Annotated in this window: 17 protein-coding genes; 12 read left to right on the top strand and 5 right to left on the bottom strand. The window is 65.6% G+C overall.

All coding sequences use genetic code 11. The annotated features are described in order from the left end of the window. Nucleotides 1-71: 71 nt before the first annotated feature. From paaX to QX073_RS00555, 3 genes are all read right to left on the bottom strand, one after another. A complete protein-coding gene (gene paaX / locus QX073_RS00565; RefSeq protein ID WP_315754695.1) occupies nucleotides 72-953 on the bottom strand; it encodes a phenylacetic acid degradation operon negative regulatory protein PaaX in 882 nt (293 codons plus the stop codon). A gap of 90 nt (nucleotides 954-1,043) precedes the next feature. Then, a complete protein-coding gene (locus tag QX073_RS00560) occupies nucleotides 1,044-1,520 on the bottom strand; it encodes a phasin (RefSeq protein WP_315715766.1) in 477 nt (158 codons plus the stop codon). 188 nt (nucleotides 1,521-1,708) lie between these two features. After that, complete coding sequence (locus QX073_RS00555) at nucleotides 1,709-2,482, bottom strand: hypothetical protein (protein ID WP_315715827.1); 774 nt, start codon at nucleotides 2,480-2,482, stop codon at nucleotides 1,709-1,711. Between the two features lie 146 nt (nucleotides 2,483-2,628). Here QX073_RS00555 and QX073_RS00550 point away from each other — a divergent pair, with 146 nt between their 5' ends. Continuing rightward, nucleotides 2,629-3,549, top strand: coding sequence for an alpha/beta hydrolase (locus QX073_RS00550; protein WP_316225141.1), 921 nt, complete (start codon nucleotides 2,629-2,631; stop codon nucleotides 3,547-3,549). 99 nt (nucleotides 3,550-3,648) lie between these two features. Here the strand turns inward: QX073_RS00550 and QX073_RS00545 are convergent, their stop codons facing one another. Both QX073_RS00545 and QX073_RS00540 read right to left on the bottom strand, forming a co-directional pair. Next, complete coding sequence (locus QX073_RS00545) at nucleotides 3,649-4,653, bottom strand: alpha/beta hydrolase (RefSeq protein WP_316225139.1); 1,005 nt, start codon at nucleotides 4,651-4,653, stop codon at nucleotides 3,649-3,651. 140 nt (nucleotides 4,654-4,793) lie between these two features. Then, nucleotides 4,794-5,054 (bottom strand): DUF6489 family protein, encoded by a 261-nt coding sequence (locus QX073_RS00540; protein WP_315715763.1) that lies wholly within the window; start codon nucleotides 5,052-5,054, stop codon nucleotides 4,794-4,796. Nucleotides 5,055-5,580: 526 nt separating this feature from the next. Between QX073_RS00540 and QX073_RS00535 the strand changes: the two genes are divergently transcribed. From QX073_RS00535 to QX073_RS00485, 11 genes are all read left to right on the top strand, one after another. Further along, entirely contained in the window at nucleotides 5,581-7,176 is a 1,596-nt protein-coding gene (locus tag QX073_RS00535) for an ABC transporter substrate-binding protein (protein WP_316225137.1), read from the top strand. Between the two features lie 108 nt (nucleotides 7,177-7,284). Continuing rightward, a complete protein-coding gene (locus tag QX073_RS00530) occupies nucleotides 7,285-8,265 on the top strand; it encodes an ABC transporter permease (RefSeq protein WP_316225135.1) in 981 nt (326 codons plus the stop codon). 2 nt (nucleotides 8,266-8,267) lie between these two features. Next, nucleotides 8,268-9,230 carry an ABC transporter permease gene (locus QX073_RS00525; protein ID WP_316202282.1) on the top strand — a complete coding sequence of 321 codons (963 nt, stop codon included), beginning with the start codon at nucleotides 8,268-8,270 and terminating at the stop codon, nucleotides 9,228-9,230. Nucleotides 9,231-9,264: 34 nt separating this feature from the next. Next, nucleotides 9,265-10,248, top strand: coding sequence for an ABC transporter ATP-binding protein (locus tag QX073_RS00520; protein WP_316225133.1), 984 nt, complete (start codon nucleotides 9,265-9,267; stop codon nucleotides 10,246-10,248). Further along, nucleotides 10,245-11,240 (top strand): oligopeptide/dipeptide ABC transporter ATP-binding protein, encoded by a 996-nt coding sequence (locus QX073_RS00515; RefSeq protein WP_315754701.1) that lies wholly within the window; start codon nucleotides 10,245-10,247, stop codon nucleotides 11,238-11,240. Before QX073_RS00520 ends, QX073_RS00515 begins: the two co-directional genes overlap by 4 nt. A gap of 48 nt (nucleotides 11,241-11,288) precedes the next feature. Next, the gene (locus QX073_RS00510) at nucleotides 11,289-13,091 is read left to right on the top strand and encodes a gamma-glutamyltransferase family protein (RefSeq protein ID WP_315754703.1); all 1,803 of its coding nucleotides are present in this window, start codon (nucleotides 11,289-11,291) and stop codon (nucleotides 13,089-13,091) included. Nucleotides 13,092-13,104: 13 nt separating this feature from the next. Then, nucleotides 13,105-13,815 carry a DUF1028 domain-containing protein gene (locus tag QX073_RS00505; protein WP_315754705.1) on the top strand — a complete coding sequence of 237 codons (711 nt, stop codon included), beginning with the start codon at nucleotides 13,105-13,107 and terminating at the stop codon, nucleotides 13,813-13,815. 84 nt (nucleotides 13,816-13,899) lie between these two features. Next, on the top strand, nucleotides 13,900-15,411 hold the full coding sequence (locus QX073_RS00500) for an ABC transporter substrate-binding protein (protein WP_315715826.1): 1,512 nt from the start codon (nucleotides 13,900-13,902) through the stop codon (nucleotides 15,409-15,411). 145 nt (nucleotides 15,412-15,556) lie between these two features. After that, entirely contained in the window at nucleotides 15,557-16,498 is a 942-nt protein-coding gene (locus QX073_RS00495) for an ABC transporter permease (RefSeq protein WP_315715755.1), read from the top strand. A 64-nt stretch (nucleotides 16,499-16,562) separates the two neighbouring features. Next, entirely contained in the window at nucleotides 16,563-17,393 is an 831-nt protein-coding gene (locus QX073_RS00490; RefSeq protein ID WP_315754737.1) for an ABC transporter permease, read from the top strand. A gap of 25 nt (nucleotides 17,394-17,418) precedes the next feature. Next, the gene (locus QX073_RS00485) at nucleotides 17,419-17,700 is read left to right on the top strand and encodes a hypothetical protein (RefSeq protein ID WP_315754707.1); all 282 of its coding nucleotides are present in this window, start codon (nucleotides 17,419-17,421) and stop codon (nucleotides 17,698-17,700) included. The last annotated feature ends 79 nt before the right edge of the window (nucleotides 17,701-17,779 follow it).

Below are 17,779 nucleotides of genomic sequence, written 5' to 3'. Positions count from 1 at the left end.
CGTCCTCCCAGGACTTGGTTGACGCCAATATATAACGAGATTTCATCCGTGCAATCGAATTCTGTAATATATCAACGGACCTCATTCTCAACGGCGAAACGCCGCAGCAGCGCCGCTCCGGCCGCCGGCAGAGGCCCCTCTTCATTTGTCGCATGCGCGTCGAGCCAGCGCTCGGAACCCGGCAGCAGCAACCGATAAATCTCGCCGCACAGCGCCCGGGCCTGCCGTCCAGGCCAATTCCCCGGCAGCAGCTCGGCCGGCAGCAGCGGATCGCGCAGCACGATGCGCCGATAGTGGTGGATCAGCAGGATCCGGGCGGTGAAGGCCTGCCCGTCGGACAACACCTCGCCGCGCGCGATGCTGTCCTTGAGCGGCGCAAAGGAGGCGCTGAACTTGCGGTACGCCTCCGCCGTCCGCTCCAGCGCCCAGCTCTCGGCGACCAGCCGTCGCGCCATGTCGGAGCCGGCGGACGCCTGCAGGCGGATGGCCCCCTCCACTGCGTCAGGGACGGCGATGCTCGAGGGGGCCACGAACACACCGGGCAGCGGGCTGCCGAAGCCCGCATCGCGCAGCGCAGTCCGCGCCTGCTCGCGATCCTCGGCGCTGCCGATGAGCAGCAGTTCGAAGCTGCCGTTCCATTCCGCCGGCGGCGAATCGTAGATGTGGCGGGTGGCGCCGGCGAAGGTCTGCTCGCCGCGCCGGGTCAGGCGATAGAAACTGTTGCGGCCCATTCTGCTGCGCTCGAACCAGCCTTCCGCCGTCAGCCGCGACATCGCCGTGCGCACCACGCTGCCGTCGATGGCGAGCCCTTCGAAGAAGGCGAGCAAGCTGCCGAGCCAGACGCTGCCGCCCCGCGGCACGATGGCGTCGCCGAACACGGTGATGATCAGCGAGCCCGTGCGCGACGGCTCGCTCTTCAGTTGATTGACGATGCGGGACAGAGGCTGCGCCATGTCTCCGCTTTATCCGGTTTCGCCTGGTCACAAAAGAAAAGGCCCGCACGATGCGGGCCTTGCAGGTCGATCGGCTGATGCGCGAGGCGATCAGGCGGTCTTGTTGTAGGCCTTGGCCATGTTCTCCTGGGCGAGCTTGGCACCCTCGGTGACGAGCTTGCCGACATACTCGCTGGTCGACTTGGCGCGGGCGACGAGCGCCTCGCCACGGGCACGGGCCAGCTCACCCTGGATCTGAACGGCTTCGCTGATCGACTTGGCGGACGCCAGCCGGTCGATGCCGTCGAAGAAGGCCTCGGTGTCCTGATACAGCGCCTGCTGAATGTTCCGGCTGATCTTGCCGGCCTCGGTCACGCCGTCGAACACGGCGGTCTCGATCGCCGACGTCACCTTCTCGGAGCCAGCGAGGGCCTCCGCAGCGCGCTCCTTGGCGGTCGACGCGGTCTTCTTGACGAACTCCCGCGCGGACTCCGGCACTTCCATCGTCTGCAGGTTCTTGAACGCGTCGGTCACCGGCGCAAAGGCGTCTTTGACGGTGTCGAACACGGTGTTGGTCTCGGTGGTCATGGCTGTCTCCATCCTCAATGCTTCTGAGCTATGGCTCGCTCCGTCCCTTATGAAACCGGAGTGACTCAGCTATATCATTCTGAATGGTGCAACGCAACATAAATGTTGCAACGCACCATCCCGGGATGGGAGGAAAGAACTGGCAACCGCTGAGCGACCCGCCGCACGTCGGAACGTTCGGGTGAACCTCAGTGCTCGGCAGGGGCGCCGCCGTGCTTTTTGTTGCGGTTCTTCCCCGACCGGGCCGGCTCGGCCGGCTTTGGAGCCGCCTCATCAGCCTTGGGCGCGGCGTCGACGGGCTGAGACGGCTTCATCAACGTGTCGAGCATGGCCCGGATCTCGCGCAACTCTGCCTCGATCGCGACTGTCGGTGACGGATCGGGTGCTTTGGCAGCGTTCAGCGTCCGGTCGAGCAATGCTTTGATCTCGCTCAACTGGGGCGTGACGTCGACGGCGGATTTTGCCGCCGGTTGCGGAGCCTTGGTCGCGGCAAGAAGCTCGTTGAGCAAGTCCTTGATCCCCTTCAAGTCCGGCGTGACGTCGCGCGGCGGCGCCACGACTGGCGCCGGCGCCTTGGACGCGGAGAGAAGCGAATCCAGCACGCTCCTGATCTCGTTCAATTGCGGAGCGAGATCGGCGGGCGTCGTCGCGGGCACCTGCGCGGAAGCCAGCAGCTCCTTCAACAACACCCGTGTCTCCGCCAGCTCGCCCTCGATGGAGGCGAGCCGCTCATTCAAGGCGGTGAGCTGACCACGGCTCGGCACGTTCATGCCGGCGAAATAGTTTTCCATCAGATCAACCATGGGCTTCTGTCCGTTTCCTGAACCAGTTGCGGGACCGTCGGAGGATGGACGGGGCGTCACACCCATCGGGCGCAGCCGCGTGAAGGCGCTGAAGCTCTTCTGCATCTCTCCGACCATCTGCTGCCAGAATGCGATCGGGTCGCCAGCTTTGTTCGCCATCGGCACGCTCCTTCAGACCAATACAAGACTCAAACACAACTTATCATAGCACGCCTTCGCTGCGATGCGGGAGAACTTGTAGCTTGCTTCTCTCAACCAACAGAACCATGCCATAGAGGGTTCCAAGGCCTTGAACGAGGGATCAAGTGACTGCAACTGCTCATCAGCCGCCGCAGACTGTGCGCGCCAACGGTATCGACATCTGCTACGAGATCTTCGGCGACCCGGCGGCCCCTCCCCTCATGCTGATCATGGGCCTCGGCGGGCAGATGATCATCTGGTACGACGAGTTCTGCGAACAGCTCGCAAGCCGCGGCTTCCGCGTGATCCGCTTCGACAACCGCGACATCGGCCAGTCGAGCAAGCTGCATGGCGGCCGCCGGCTGACGCCGTTCGAGCTGATCAAGCTGCGCTTCTTCAACATTCCCGTCTCCGCGCCCTACAAGCTGCTCGACATGGCCAAGGACACGGTCGGCCTGATGGACGCGCTCGACATCAAGTCGGCGCATCTGGTCGGCGCGTCGATGGGCGGCATGATCGCGCAGGAGATCGCGATCTCCTTTCCGCATCGCGTGCGCTCGCTGACGTCGATCATGTCGACGACCGGCAATCCGCGCATCCCGCCGCCGACGCGCGAGGTCGCGATGCTGTTGATGGCACCGCCGCCGAAGACCAAGGACGAGTACATCAAGCGCTTCCAGAAGACCTGGAAGGCGCTGCGCGTCGGCTCATTTCCCGAGGACGAGGCAAATGACGTGGCGCTCGCCGAACGCTGCTTCGCGCGCGGCATCAATCCCGCCGGCGTCGGGCGTCAGTTGCGCGCGATCCTGGCCTCCGGCAGCCGCAAGCCGCGGCTGCATCTGGTGACGGCGCCGACACTCGTGATCCACGGCAAGGTCGACCCGCTGGTCCATCCCACCGCCGGCAAGGACACGGCGGAGTCGATTCCGAATGCCAAGCTCCTGATGATCGACGGCATGGGTCACGCTACTCCGCGGCCGATGTGGCCGCAGATCATCGACGCGATCGCCGAGCACGCGCACGGCGCGAATGCGCAGGCGGCGTAGGAGAGCCGACGCGCTGCGTCGGCAGGCTTGACGACATCTGTTGTTGTTTGGCTCGGCCGCAGCCTCTCACTCGGACGTGCAATCTGCCTCGGCCGTTCTTCAACCGAACCGTCGCCGCCGCCATTCGATCAGCTTGGCGCTGACCTCCGCGGGCTGCTCCTGCTGCGTCCAATGGCCGCTGTCGCGGACGAGATGTTTCTCCAGGTCCGGCACCAGCTTCTCCATGCCGTCGGCGGCCGAGGGCGGCAGCACGGCGTCGTTCTCCGCCATGATCATCAGCGACGGCACGCGCACCGTTTGATCGAGCCCTTCGGCGCGCTGCCAGTTGCGCGTCATGTTGCGATACCAATTGATGCCGCCGGTGAAGCCGGTGCGCGTGAAGGTGTCGACGAACACCTGCTTCTCCGCCTCCGACAGGATCGGCTGCCGCGTGTCCTTGGCGGCGTCATAGGCTGCGATCATCTGCGGGAACGCCAGGTTGAGCGATGGCGAGGCTGCGATCCCGCCGTCCGGCGGCTCCGTCGGCGGCGTATCGCTGCGCGGCAGCGGCTTGCGCATGAAGGCATCGAAGGTCTCCTCGACACGGCTGCCGAAGATGCGGTCCGGCTCGCGTGCGGGATCCTGGAACTGCACGATGTACATCATGTCGCCGAACCGCTTGCGCATGATGGCGATGGGATCGGCGGGCGCGCGCGGCAGATGCGGCGTGTTGATGCCGACCACGCCCGCGACCCGGTCGGGGTATCGCAGCGGCATCTGCCAGACGACGAAGCCGCCCCAATCGTGACCGACGAAGATCGCCTTGTCGATCTTCAGATGATCGAGCAGGCCGACGAGGTCGGCGGTAAGATGCTCGAGGTCATAGGCCTCGACCGGCTCCGGCCGGTCGGTCGCGCCATAGCCGCGCTGATCGGGTGCGATGACCCGGATGCCGGCCTCGGCCAGCGCCTTGATCTGATGCCGCCAGGAGAAGGCCAGCTCCGGCCAGCCGTGGCAGAGGATCATCGGCGGCCGGTCGCTGACGGGGCCCGCCTCGTAATAGCCCATGCGGATGCCGTTGGTCGTCGCGAACTGCAGCGCCGGCATCCAAGACGGATCGGTCATGCGTCCTCCCCTGAAGTGTTCAGCCGGTCTTTTTCGACCGGTCTTCGGCGCCGGCATGGAGCCTGCTCCATGCCGTGACGTCACGCCACACGTCCCTTCGGAGTTCCGCGCAAGCGTAATCCGTGCGGCCGTCGGCCGCGTCAGGCCGACTTCTTGTCGTTCGAGCGGCTGCCGCCGAGGCCTGTCATGGTCAGCATCAGGTCCTGAAACCGTTCGGCCAAGCGGGGATCGAACGTGAACCAGCTCTGCATGATGGCTTCGGGCGTGAGCTTGTCGATGTTGCTCGTCATCTGGTTCTGCAGCCGGTCCATGACCGCAGCCTGCATCGGACCGACATCGGGAAGTCCGAAAAACTGCCGCGCTTCGAGCGGTGTGCAATCGATCTCGATATTGACTTTCATGTCCGCTCCGCTGTTCGAACCATCCCGACGCGAGCCCCGGGGCCGGGCTCCCTTCACCAGGAAGACCATCCCGGACTCGCGGCAGGGGGTGTCCAGTATCACCGCGCCGGCCCCCCTCTAGCAAGCGGCGCGTTGCTGCAGGTGCGCAATTCCCGGGACATGGTCAATCCGGCGAGCCCTCAGCCCCATCCCGGAAGCCGCCGCTCGCGTGCGCCGCACAGCGGCGGCGGGGGGATAACCATATCGTTTAGGCTTAAACAAACTGCACTTGTGTGCCGCCGCTGAACTCTGGCAACATATTCGGATCGATCTGCCGCGGGTCGTACGACGCACCGCCAGGCCAGAGCCAACGGGATCAGTTCATTCCGGCGCGGCATCAGACTTGCAAGCATATCGCCCGGCGTCTTGTTGCTTCTTGAAGTTCGTGCAAGAGGCGCTGCAGACAACACGAACTTCGAAGCAAAACAGGCCGGACACAATCGCGCCTGCCGAAAAACCAAGCGTCAAACGCGGAGAATTTGGACATATGTCGGGACGCAAATCCCTGCTCATCGCGGCAGCGGTCGCATTCGGCCTCGCCGTCATGCCAGCTTCGGCCCAGACCCTGCGCTATGCCAACCAGGGCACCCTGAAATCGCTCGATCCCTACACCTTCAAGGAATCGACCACGATTGCGCACCATGCTCACGTCTATGAGGGGCTGACCGCGCGCGACAAGGATCTGAAGATCATCCCCGCGCTGGCCGAGAGCTGGGAAACGCCCGAGCCGACCCGCTGGCGTTTCCATCTGCGCAAGGGCGTCAAGTTCCACAATGGCGAACCCTTCACCGCCGACGACGTGATCTTCTCCGCCGATCGCGTGCGCGCCACCGGTTCCAACTTCCTCTCCAACGTTCCGCCGGACGCAAAATTCATCAAGGTCGACGACTACACCGTCGACGTGAAGCTCGATGCCCCCAATCCCATCCTGATCTCGCAATGGGATACGTGGTACATCATGAGCAAGAAGTGGTGCGAGGACAACAACTCGGTCGCGCCGACGCCGGTGTCGGCAACCACGCCGAGCTACGCCGCGCTGCATGAGAACGGCACCGGCCCCTTCATCATCGAGAGCCATCAGCCCGGTGTGAAGACCGTGTTCAAGGTCAATCCGAACTGGTGGGGCAAGCCCGAGCACAATCTCAAGGAGATCGTGTTCACCACCATCGCCTCCGACGCCACGCGCGTCGCCGCGCTGCTGTCCGGCGAGGTCGACGTCATCGAGCCGGTCCCGGTGCAGGATATCGGCCGCGTCGATTCCAGCCCGAATGCCCAGGTCCTGAAGGGACCGGAGCTGCGCACGATCTTCCTTGGCATGGACGAGACGCGCGACGAGCTCTTGTACTCCAACGTCAAGGGCAAGAACCCGTTCAAGGACGTCCGCGTCCGCGAGGCCTTCTACAAGGCGATCGACGTCGAGCTGATCAAGACCCGCGTCATGCGCGGCCTCTCGACCCCGTCGGCGCTGATGATCGCCCCGCAGCTCTATGCGCTGTCGAAGGACTTCACCCGGCCGAAATATGATCCGGACGCCGCCAAGAAGCTGCTGACCGAGGCCGGCTATCCCGACGGCTTCGAGGTCGGCATGGATTGCCCGAACGACCGCTACGTCAACGACGCCGCGATCTGCCAGGCCGTGGTCGGCATGCTCGCCCGCATCGGGGTCAAGGTGAACCTGAACGCCCAGCCCAAGGCGCAGTACTTCGCCAAGGTGCTGAAGCCCGGCGGCTACAACACCTCGTTCTTCCTGCTCGGCTGGACGCCCTCCTCGATGGACGCGCACAACGTGATGCACGACATCATGGGCTGCCGTGACGATGCCAAGGACCCGACCCGGGGCGAGGCCAATCTCGGCAATTACTGCAACAAGGAGTTCGACGCCCTGACCGACAAGGTCCTGGTCGAGACCGATACCGCCAAGCGCAATCAACTGATCAAGCAGGCCTTCGAGATCGGCATCAAGGATTACGGCTACATCCCGCTGCATCAGCAGGCGGTGGCCTGGGGCGTCTCGAAGAAGGTGAAGATTCCGCTGCGCGCCGACAACGCCGTGCTGCTGTTCCTCGCCACCAAGACCGAGTAGTCCAGACGCAACGACAAGTCCCGGAAAGCAGAACTGCTTTTCGGGACTTTTCATTTCCTGCGGCAGGTGCTACGCGCCGCCGCATCTCGAAGGACCTGAAAGGATCAGATGCTCGCCTTCGCGCTTCGCCGAGCAATGCAGGCCATCGGCGTCATGATCGCCGTCGGAATCATCGCGTTCGCCATGTTCCGCTTCGCCGGAGACCCGGTGAGCCAGATCGTGCCGATCGACGCGTCGGCCGCGGAACGGGCCAGCATCCGCCAGTCGCTCGGGCTCGACGATCCCTTCATCGTGCAGTTCGGTCGCTATCTGTTCGACGCGGCGCAGTTCAAGTTCGGCGTCTCCTATCAGTTCCGGCAGCCGGTCTCCGATCTGCTCAAGGAGCGCATGCCGGCCACCCTGGAGCTCGCGGTCTGCGCGACGATCCTGGCGCTGTTCTTCGGCATCCTGATGGGCGTGTTCTCGGCGCTGCACCGCGACTCCCTGCTCGCCAAGCTGTTCCAGATGCTGTCGCTGATCGGCATCTCCCTGCCGACCTTCCTGATCGGCATCCTCCTGATCTACCTGTTCTCGGTCACGCTGGGCTGGCTGCCGTCGTTCGGCCGCGGCGACACCGTCAGGTTCGGCTGGTGGACATCGGGCCTGTTCACCGTCTCCGGCTGGAAGGCGCTGATCATGCCCTCCATCACGCTCGGCCTGTTCCAGATGACCTTGATCATGCGGCTGGTTCGCGCCGAGATGCTCGAGGTGCTGCGCACCGACTACATCCGCTTCGCTCGAGCCCGTGGGCTGACCACGCGCGCGATTCATTTCGGCCATGCCCTGCGCAACACGCTGGTGCCGGTGATCACCGTGGTCGGCCTGCAGTTCGGCTCGGTGATCGCGTTCTCGATCATCACCGAGCAGGTGTTCCAATGGCCGGGCATGGGCCTGTTGTTCGTGCAGGCGGTGCAGAATGTCGACATCCCGATCATGGCGGCCTACCTGATGATGGTGTCGCTGATCTTCGTCACCATCAATCTCGTGGTTGATATCCTCTACACCGTGGTCGATCCGCGCCTGCGCGCGACCATCAGCCGTCCGGCCTGATCATGAGCGACGCAGCCCTTCCCCACCCCACGCCCGTCGAGACGCCGCGCGCCGACGGATGGCTGAAGCGTGCGCTTGCGAGCGACCTGTTCTACTCGTTCCGCCGCTCCAAGCTGACGGTTGCCGCGGCCGTGATCACGCTGCTGTTCTTCCTGCTGGCGATCTTCGCGCCGCTGCTGTCGCCGCAGAACCCGTTCGACCCGGCCCAGTTGCAGCTGTTGAATTCGCGGATTTCGCCGCTATGGACCGCCGACGGACAGAGCCCGTTCTTGCTCGGCACCGACGAGCAGGGCCGTGACGTGCTCTCGGCCATCCTCTACGGCCTGCGCATCTCGCTCCTGGTCGGCATTCTCGGCGTCGCCTTTTCCGGTGCGCTCGGCATTGGCCTCGGACTCATCGCGGGCTATTTCGGCGGCCGGGTCGACACCGTGATCATGCGCATCGCCGACGTCCAGCTCACCTTTCCGCCGATCCTGATCGCGCTGCTGGTCAACGGCATCGCCAAGTCCGTATCCGGCAACCGGCTGGACTGGCTCAGCATGCTGGTCGTGCTCGTGCTGGCGATCGGCCTCTCCTTCTGGGTGCAATATGCGCGCACGGTGCGGAGCTCGGTGCTGGTCGAGAAGAACAAGGACTACGTCGCCGCAGCACAACTGATCGGCCTGCCCGCGCCCGTCATCATGCTGCGCCACGTGCTGCCCAACACCACCGGTCCCGTGCTGGTGATCGCCACCATCAACCTCGCGCTGGCGATCATCACCGAGGCGACCTTGTCGTTCCTCGGCTCCGGCATGCCCGAAACGATGCCGTCGCTCGGGACCCTGATCCGGATCGGCAACAACTATCTGTTCGCCGGCGAATGGTGGATCGTCGCCTTCCCCGGCATCGCTTTGGCCGGACTGATCCTCGCCATCAATCTGCTCGGCGACTGGCTGCGCGACGCCCTCAACCCGAAACTGCGATGACCCGCGTGAATGCGTCCTTCCGAGGCTTGAGCTCATGACCGCCCCCGTTCTGTCCGTGCGCAACCTGCAGGTCGAGTTCGCGACCCGGCGCGGCACCCTGCGCGCGATCGACGGCGTCTCCTACGACATCGCCAAGGGCGAGGTGCTCGGCGTCGTCGGCGAATCCGGTGCCGGCAAATCCGTCACCGGCCTTGCCGTGATCGGCCTGATCGATCCTCCGGGCCGCATCTCCGGCGGAGAGATTGAGCTCTCCGGCCTGCGGATCGACAACCTGCCCCCGGAGGAGATGCGCAAGGTGCGCGGCAAGCGCATCGGCATGATCTTCCAGGATCCGCTGACCTCGCTCAATCCGCTGTATCGCGTCGGCGACCAGATCATCGAGACCATCAGGACCCACACCAACCTCACCGAGCAGCAGGCGCGCAAGCGAGCCATCGACCTGCTCGCCGAGGTCGGCATATCGGCGCCCGAGAAGCGCATCGACGGCTATCCGCACGAATTCTCCGGCGGCATGCGCCAGCGCGTCGTGATCGCGCTGGCGCTGTGCGCCGAGCCGGAGCTGATCATCGCAGACGAGCCGACCACCGCGCTGGACGTCTCCGTGCAGGCGCAAATCATCTCGCTGATCAAGCGGCTCGGCCGCGACCACGGCACCGCCGTGATGCTGGTGACCCACGACATGGGCGTGATCGCCGAGACCTGCGACCGCGTCGCCGTGATGTATGCCGGCCGCGTCGCCGAGATCGGCCCGGTGCAGGAGGTGATCAACAACCCGCTGCACCCCTACGCCAAGGGGCTGATGGGCGCGATCCCGACGCTCGCGGGCGAGGAGAAGCGGCTGGTGCAGATCCCAGGCTCGATGCCGCGACTGTCCGCGATCCCGCCCGGCTGCTCGTTCAATCCGCGCTGCAGCTTCGCCTTCGACCGCTGCCGCGTCGACCGGCCGGAGCCGCTGCGCCAGGGCACGCAGGCCGTCGCCTGTCATCTGTACGATCGCGCGACGGAGACCGCGGCATGACTGATTTCGTCGAGGTCAAGAACCTGCGCCGGGTCTTCGACGTCTCGAAACCCTGGCTCAACCGCGTGATCGAGCGTCAGCCGCAGGAGTTCCTGAAGGCGGTCGACGGCGTCAGCTTCGGCATCAGGAAGGGCGAGACCTTCGCGCTGGTCGGCGAATCCGGTTCTGGCAAGACCACGGTCGCGCGCATGGTGGTCGGGCTGCTGGCGCCGACGTCGGGCGAGGTCATCATCGACGGCGTGTCGATGAGCGAAGCGCGCCAGGCCCAGGTGCGGCGCAAGCTGCGCCGCCGCATCCAGATGGTGTTCCAGGATCCTTACGCGAGCCTCAATCCGCGCTTCCGCGTCGATAGCATCATCGCCGAGCCGATCCGCGCCTTTGACATCATCGAGGGTGAGCGCCAGATCAAGGACCGCGTCGGCGAGTTGCTGACGCTGGTCGGCCTGCATCCCGACGACGGCCAGAAATTCCCGCACGAATTCTCTGGCGGGCAGCGTCAGCGCATCGCCATCGCGCGCGCGCTCGCCTCCGAGGCCGAGTTCATCGTCTGCGATGAGCCGACCTCGGCGCTCGACGTCTCCGTGCAGGCGCAGATCCTCAATCTGATGCGCGATTTGCAGGACAAGTTCGGCCTGACCTATCTGTTCATCAGCCACAATCTCGCAGTCGTCCGCCACATGGCGAGCCGCATCGGCGTGATGTATCTCGGCCGCATCGTCGAGATCGCCGATGGCCGCACGCTGTTCAGCGACCCGCGCATGCCCTACACCAAGATGCTGCTCGGCGCAGTGCCGGACCTGTCGATGTCCGGCCGCCAGCGCATTCCGGTCAGAGGCGAGATCCCGAACCCGATCAATCCGCCCTCGGGCTGCACCTTCAACCCACGCTGTCCCCTTGCATTCGATCTCTGTCGGCAGCAGTCGCCCGAACTCATCGGCGGCGTGGCCTGCCATGCGGTGAACCAGCCGGCGAGCGCGGCCGTTCCTGCATGAGGCAACGAGTCGTGGTGCGGACGGACCGATCATCAGAATGAAAGTCACATGAGCTTCATCAACCCCGATCCCTTCACGACCCGCCCCGAGATCGACGGCACCTTCGGCGTCGTCACCTCCACGCACTGGCTCGCCACCGCGGTGGGCATGGCGATGCTGGAGCGCGGCGGCAACGCCTTCGATGCCGGCGTCGCGGCGGCCTTCACCCTGCAGGTGGTGGAGCCGCATTTGAACGGCCCCGGCGGCGACGTGCCGATCATCCTGCACGACGTCAGGCGCGGGCGCACCGAGGTGATCTGCGGCCAGGGCCCGGCGCCATCAGGCGCCACCATCGCGCACTACAAGAACGAAGGCCTCGACATGGTGCCCGGCACCGGCCTGCTCGCGGCCTGCGTGCCCGGCACGTTCGAGTCCTGGATGCTGCTGCTGCGCGACTACGGCACGATGCGGCTGCGCGACGTGCTGGAGCCGGCGATTTCCTACGCGCGCGACGGCTATCCGCTTGTCGAGCGCATCTCGGCGACGATCCAGACCGTGGAGCAGCTGTTCAAGACGCATTGGCCGACCTCGGCCGCGCTCTATCTGCCCAATGGCGAGGTGCCGAGGCCGGGCACGCTGTTCACCAATCCACAGCTCGCGGAAACCTACGCACGCCTCCTGAGTGAAGGCGAAAGCGCGGGTGCTGATCGCGACGCGCAGATCGAGCGCGCGCGCAAGGCCTGGTCGCAGGGCTTCGTCGCCGAGGCTATCGACCGCTTCTGCCGGACGCAGGAAGTGATGGACGTCTCGGGTTCGCGCCACAAGGGCGTGCTGACAGCCGACGACATGGCGCGCTGGCAGCCGACCATCGAGGCACCGCTGACCTATCAGTACGGCCGCTACACCGTGTGCAAGGCCGGCGTCTGGAGCCAGGGCCCGGTGCTGCTGCAGCAGCTCGCGCTGCTCAAGGGCTTTGCGCTCGACGGCCTCGATCCGACGGGTCCCGATTTCATTCATTGGCAGATCGAAGCCGCGAAGCTCGCCTTCGCCGATCGCGAGGCCTTCTACGGCGATCCTGCTTTCGCCGACATCCCGATCGAGACGCTGCTGTCGGATGCCTACAACGACGAGCGCCGCAAGCTGATCACCGACAAGGCCTCGCTCGAGCTGCGTCCCGGCACGCTCGACGGCTACGGCGCCAAGGTGAAGTTGCGCGAGGCCCAAGGCCGCCGCGAGGCCGTCGGCGCAATGGGCTCGGGCGAGCCGACCGTCGGCCGCTTCGGCGAGGTGCGCGGCGACACCGTGCATTTCGACATCATCGACCGGGACGGCAACATGATCTCGGCGACGCCCTCCGGCGGCTGGCTGCAATCCTCGCCCGTCATTCCCGAACTCGGATTCTGCCTGGGGACGCGCGCGCAGATGTTCTGGCTGGAGGAGGATCATCCGGCCGCGCTGGTGCCGGGCAAGCGTCCGCGCACCACGCTGTCGCCGACCATGGCGCTGCGCGACGGCGAGCCTTATGTGGCCTGGGGTTCGCCCGGCGGCGACCAGCAGGACCAGTGGAACACGCAGTTCTTCCTGCGCCACGTCCATGCCGGCATGAACCTGCAAGAGTCGATCGACGCGCCGGCGTGGCACTCCGAGCATTTCCCGATCTCGTTCTGGCCGCGCACCGCGCGCCCCGGCGTGCTCGTGGTCGAGGGCCGCGTGCCCAAGGCGACCGTCGAGGAGTTGCGCCGTCGCGGCCATGTCGTCGAGGTCGGGCCGGACTGGTCGGAAGGCCGGCTCACGGCCGCATCACGCGTCGGCCGCCGCCGCCGCGCCGCGGCCAATCCACGGGGCATGCAGGGCTACGCCGCCGGACGATGACAGCGAGACGCCGATGACCTGGTCGATCATTGCCAAGGACGATCTCACCGGCCGGATCGGCATCGCCGTCGCCACCCGCTTCTTCGCCGTCGGCGCGCGCGTGCCCTTCATCGTCGCCGGCCACGGCGGCATCGCCACACAGGCGCTGGTCAATCCCTATTACGGCATCGACGGCGTCACGCTACTGCGCGACGGCCGGCATCCGCGCGAGATCGTGCAACTGCTGACATCTGCCGATCCCGGCCGCGAGAGCCGCCAGCTCCACGTCCTCGATCACAACGGCCAGATTGCCGCCCACACCGGCCGCGACTGCATCGACTGGTGCGGCCATCTCGAAGGCCGTGGCTTTTCGATTGCCGGCAACATGCTGGCCGGCCCGCAGGTGCTGAACGAAACCGCGAACGCGTTTATCGCCAGCCACGCCCTGCCCTTCGCGGAGCGTCTGATCGCAGCCATGAAGGCCGGCGAGGCCGCCGGCGGTGACAAGCGCGGCAAACAGTCGGCCGCTCTTCTGGTCCACGGCAAGGAGGAATGGTCCGAGCTCGATCTGCGTGTCGATGATCACCCCGATCCGCTGGCAGAGCTCGAACGACTGGAGGGCGTTAGCCGCAAGCATTGGGCCGTGTTCCGGCAGTTCATGCCGACGCGCGACAATCCGGCAGGGATTACGGATCGCGCCACGATTGATGCCGGCATCGCCGCCGCGCTCGCGAACCAGACATGACCGAGCCGGAAGGACGGCGCGTGATCGGGGTTGGTATTGATAGTGCAACAACGCAGGCTGCATTCGCGTGAGGGACATCGGATGATGAGGAACTGGTGCTTGGCCGCGGTCGCGGCCGTTGTCGTGGCCTCTTGGGGGCCGGTCGCGCAGGCGCAGACCACCTTGCGCATCGGCCTTGCCGAGGACCCCGACGTTCTCGATCCGACCATGGCCCGCACCTATGTCGGCCGCATCGTCTTCGCCGCGACCTGCGACAAGCTGTTCGACATCGACGACAAGCTCAACATCGTGCCGCAGCTCGCGCTGTCGCAGCAGACCTCGGCCGACGGCAAGGAGGTCACCATCAAGCTCCGGCCCGGCGTCAAGTTTCATGACGGCGAGCCGTTCGACGCTGAGGCCGCCAAGTTCTCGCTCGACCGCCATCTCACCCTCCCCGGCTCGTTCCGCAAGCCGGAGCTGGCCTCGCTCGATCATGTCGACGTCGTCGATCCCTTGACGATCAAGCTGGTGTTGAAAGCGCCGTTCTCGCCGCTGATCGCCCAGCTCACCGACCGCGCCGGCATGATGGTGTCGCCGAAGGCGGCCAAGGAGGCCGGCGACAAGTTCGGCCTGCATCCGGTCTGCGCCGGTCCCTACAAGTTCGTCGAGCGCGTCCAGCAGGACCGCATCGTGTTCGAGAAGTTCGCCGACTACTGGAACAAGGACAACGTCTTCATCGACAGGATCGTCTACCAGCCGATCGTCGACGCCACGGTGCGGCTGGCGAACCTGAAGTCCGGAGCCCTCGACCTGATCGAGCGCGTGCTCGCCACCGACATCAAGGACGTGCGCGCCGATTCCAAGCTTGCGCTGTCGACCGCGATCGAGCTCGGCTATCAGGGCATCACGCTCAACATCGGCAAGGACAAGGCCAAGGGCCCACTCAGCCAGTCCGCGAAGGTGCGCCAGGCGCTCGATCTCGCGATCGACCGCGAGGCGCTCAACCAGGTGGTCTTCAACGGCGAATTCATGCCGGGCAACCAGTGGGTCAATCCCTCGCATCCCTATTATCAGAAGGCCTTCCCGGTGCGTGCCCGCGATGTCGAGAAGGCAAAGGCGCTGCTGAAAGAGGCCGGCGTGACGACGCCTGTCGCGGTCGACTTCATGGTACCGAAGGGCGCCGAGACCGAGGCGGCCGCCCAGGTCGTACAGTCGATGGCCGCCGAGGCCGGCTTCGACATGAAGATCCGAGTGACGGAGTTTGCGACCTCGTTGAAGCAGGCCGAGGCCGGCGACTATCAGGCGTTCATGTTGTCATGGAGCGGCCGGATCGATCCCGACGGCAACAGCTACGTGTTCCTGCACAGCAACGCGCCGCAGAACTACAGCGTCTGGGCCAACGCCGAGGCCGACAAGGCGCTCAGCGACGCACGGCTGGTGACCGACATGGCCCAGCGCAAGGCGCTTTACGAGAAGCTGACCAAGCTCGAGATCGAGGACGAGCCGATTCTCTACCTCTACCACCGACGCATCCTGATCGCGCACACCAAGAAGCTCGAGGGCTACAAGCAGATGCCGGACGGCCTGGTGCGCGTGATCGGCCTGAAGCTGAAGTGAGCAGTCACTTGGCCCCCCTTCGTTGGGACGCGACCGCGACGCCTCGCGCGCGCTGCGCTCCCTCGCCCCTTGTGGGGGAGGGAACGCTGGGAGCACGACCGGTTTCCGATGACGCGCCGGGTGACTGCCGCGAGGGACGCAGATCATGCTGACGTTCCTCGCCCGCCGCATCGCCCAGATCATCCCGACGCTGATCTTTGTCTCCATCCTCATCTTCTCGCTGCAACAGCTCCTGCCCGGCGATCCCGCGCTGGTGATGGCCGGCGAGGAGCGCGATCCGGCGGTGATCGAGCAGATCCGCAAACAGTATCGGCTCGACCAGCCGCTTCCGGTTCAGTACGGCTACTGGATCAAGGGCGTGCTCTCGGGCGATTTCGGCGAGTCGCTGCGCATCAAGATGCCGGTACGCGACCTCATCCTGCAGAAGCTGCCCGTAACCCTGCAGCTCGCCTCGATGGCGATCGTGATCGCGTTCCTGATCGGCATTCCCGCCGGCATCGTTTCCGCCGTGAAGCGCGGAACGGCCTGGGACTATGCCGCCAACCTGTTTGCGCTGTGGGGCATCTCGACGCCGAACTTCTGGCTCGGCATCATGCTGATCTTCCTGTTCTCGATCCAGCTCGGCTGGCTCCCCGCCTCCGGTTACGTCTCGCCCGCCGAGGACTGGCGGGCCAGTCTCGCCGCCACCATCATGCCGGCCTTCGTGCTCGGCAATGCCATCGCCGCGATCCTGATGCGCCACACCCGCAGCGCGATGCTGCAGGTGCTGGGCAGCGACTACATCCGCACCGCGCGCGCCAAGGGCATCTCCGAACGCCAGGTCATCCTGCGCCACGCGCTGCGCAATGCCCTGACGCCGGTGATCACGCTGGGCGCGCTCGAGCTCGGGACGCTGTTGTCCGGCGCCGTGCTGACCGAGCAGATCTTCTCGATCCCCGGCTTCGGCAAGCTGATCGTCGATGCCGTGTTCAATCGCGACTACGCCGTCGTGCAGGGCGTCGTGCTGGTCACCGCCACCGTCTACATCATGCTGAACCTGATCGCCGATCTCGCCTATGTCCTCGTCAATCCGCGGCTGAGGAGCTGAGATGGCCGAGACGACGCTGTCAGCTCCGCACGGGGCACGCGCCCTCGCTCCGCTCGAGCGGCCGATGCAGCGCACCTTGCGCCGACTGGTGAAGCGCAAAGGCGCCATGGTCGGGTTCTGCCTGATCACGGCCTTCATCCTGCTCGCCGTGCTCGCGCCGGTGGTGGCGCCCTACGATCCCATCAAGACGAGCTGGGCGCTGGTGCGCAAGGCGCCGTCGGCGGCGCATTGGCTCGGCACCGATGATCTCGGCCGCGACGTGCTGGCCCGCGTGATCTACGGCGCGCGGGCCTCGCTGCTGGCCGGAGCGATCTCGGTCGCCATCGCGCTGGCGATCGGCGTCCCGATCGGCATGATCGCAGGCTACCGCGGCGGCTTCCTCGATGCCCTGATCAGCCGCATCACCGACGCGATGCTGGCCTGCCCATTCCTGATCCTGGCGATCGCGCTGGCGGCGTTCCTGGGGCCGAGCCTCGGCAATGCCATGATCGCGATCGGCATCTCGGCGACGCCGATCTTCGTCCGGCTGACCCGCGGCGAGGTGATGAGCGTCAAGGTCGAGGAATATGTCGAGGCCGCCCGCAGCGTCGGCGATACCGACCTGCAGATCGCGGTCAGGCACATCCTGCCGAACATCATGCCGGCGCTATTGGTGCAGGCGACGTTGTCGGTCGCCGCCGCCATCATCGCCGAGGCCGCGCTGTCATTCCTAGGCCTGGGCCAGCAGCCGCCGGCCCCGTCCTGGGGCAGCATGCTCAACGCCGCCCAGCGCTTCCTCACCAACGCGCCATGGATGGCGATCTGGCCGGGGCTTGCGATCTTCCTGGTCGTGCTGTCGCTCAACCTGCTGGGCGACGGCCTGCGCGACGCGCTCGATCCGCAGCAGGAGGAGTGAGCGAGGTCTCTCCATGCTAGCTCGAATGGCTGAGGATCTCCTGCGATTGTTGACGATCGTCGACATGGGGGCTGGCGTCGTGATCTGGGCGCTGGCGTTTCGCGAGCGGGTCTTGATGGCGAGCCATGCACCGGAATGGCGCGGCTGGTTCACGCTCCGCCGTGTGACTGCCGACGAATATTCCCGCGCCTATCGCGCGCACTTCCATCGGTCCTTGCACTACGCCTTCGCGTTTCTCATCATCATCGGCATCGCCGCTCTGCTGATCCTGCTCGACCATCTGTTCTTTAAGAGGCCGCTGTGCTGAGCGCCGCGGCGGGCGCCGCCGGCCGTGACGACAGTAAGGGGAGAAAGAGACGGCCCGACAAAAACGGCGACTGCCAGGA

Origin of the sequence: Bradyrhizobium sp. SZCCHNS3052, from assembly GCF_032484495.1 — a bacterium.
GTDB lineage: Bacteria > Pseudomonadota > Alphaproteobacteria > Rhizobiales > Xanthobacteraceae > Bradyrhizobium.
Note: the sequence above shows the minus strand (reverse complement) of the source record. Positions and strands in the feature narration are given on the sequence as shown.

Coding starts and splice junctions, on each gene's coding strand:
- QX073_RS00530 (WP_316225135.1), top strand. CDS start 7,285: ATGCTCGCCTTCGCGCTTCGCCGAGCAATGCAGGCCATCGGCGTCATG.
- QX073_RS00490 (WP_315754737.1), top strand. CDS start 16,563: ATGCAGCGCACCTTGCGCCGACTGGTGAAGCGCAAAGGCGCCATGGTC.
- QX073_RS00505 (WP_315754705.1), top strand. CDS start 13,105: ATGACCTGGTCGATCATTGCCAAGGACGATCTCACCGGCCGGATCGGC.
- QX073_RS00535 (WP_316225137.1), top strand. CDS start 5,581: ATGTCGGGACGCAAATCCCTGCTCATCGCGGCAGCGGTCGCATTCGGC.
- QX073_RS00545 (WP_316225139.1), bottom strand. CDS start 4,653: ATGACCGATCCGTCTTGGATGCCGGCGCTGCAGTTCGCGACGACCAAC.
- paaX (WP_315754695.1), bottom strand. CDS start 953: ATGGCGCAGCCTCTGTCCCGCATCGTCAATCAACTGAAGAGCGAGCCG.
- QX073_RS00510 (WP_315754703.1), top strand. CDS start 11,289: ATGAGCTTCATCAACCCCGATCCCTTCACGACCCGCCCCGAGATCGAC.
- QX073_RS00540 (WP_315715763.1), bottom strand. CDS start 5,054: ATGAAAGTCAATATCGAGATCGATTGCACACCGCTCGAAGCGCGGCAG.
- QX073_RS00560 (WP_315715766.1), bottom strand. CDS start 1,520: ATGACCACCGAGACCAACACCGTGTTCGACACCGTCAAAGACGCCTTT.
- QX073_RS00495 (WP_315715755.1), top strand. CDS start 15,557: ATGCTGACGTTCCTCGCCCGCCGCATCGCCCAGATCATCCCGACGCTG.
- QX073_RS00555 (WP_315715827.1), bottom strand. CDS start 2,482: ATGGCGAACAAAGCTGGCGACCCGATCGCATTCTGGCAGCAGATGGTC.
- QX073_RS00525 (WP_316202282.1), top strand. CDS start 8,268: ATGAGCGACGCAGCCCTTCCCCACCCCACGCCCGTCGAGACGCCGCGC.
- QX073_RS00485 (WP_315754707.1), top strand. CDS start 17,419: ATGGCTGAGGATCTCCTGCGATTGTTGACGATCGTCGACATGGGGGCT.
- QX073_RS00515 (WP_315754701.1), top strand. CDS start 10,245: ATGACTGATTTCGTCGAGGTCAAGAACCTGCGCCGGGTCTTCGACGTC.
- QX073_RS00500 (WP_315715826.1), top strand. CDS start 13,900: ATGAGGAACTGGTGCTTGGCCGCGGTCGCGGCCGTTGTCGTGGCCTCT.
- QX073_RS00520 (WP_316225133.1), top strand. CDS start 9,265: ATGACCGCCCCCGTTCTGTCCGTGCGCAACCTGCAGGTCGAGTTCGCG.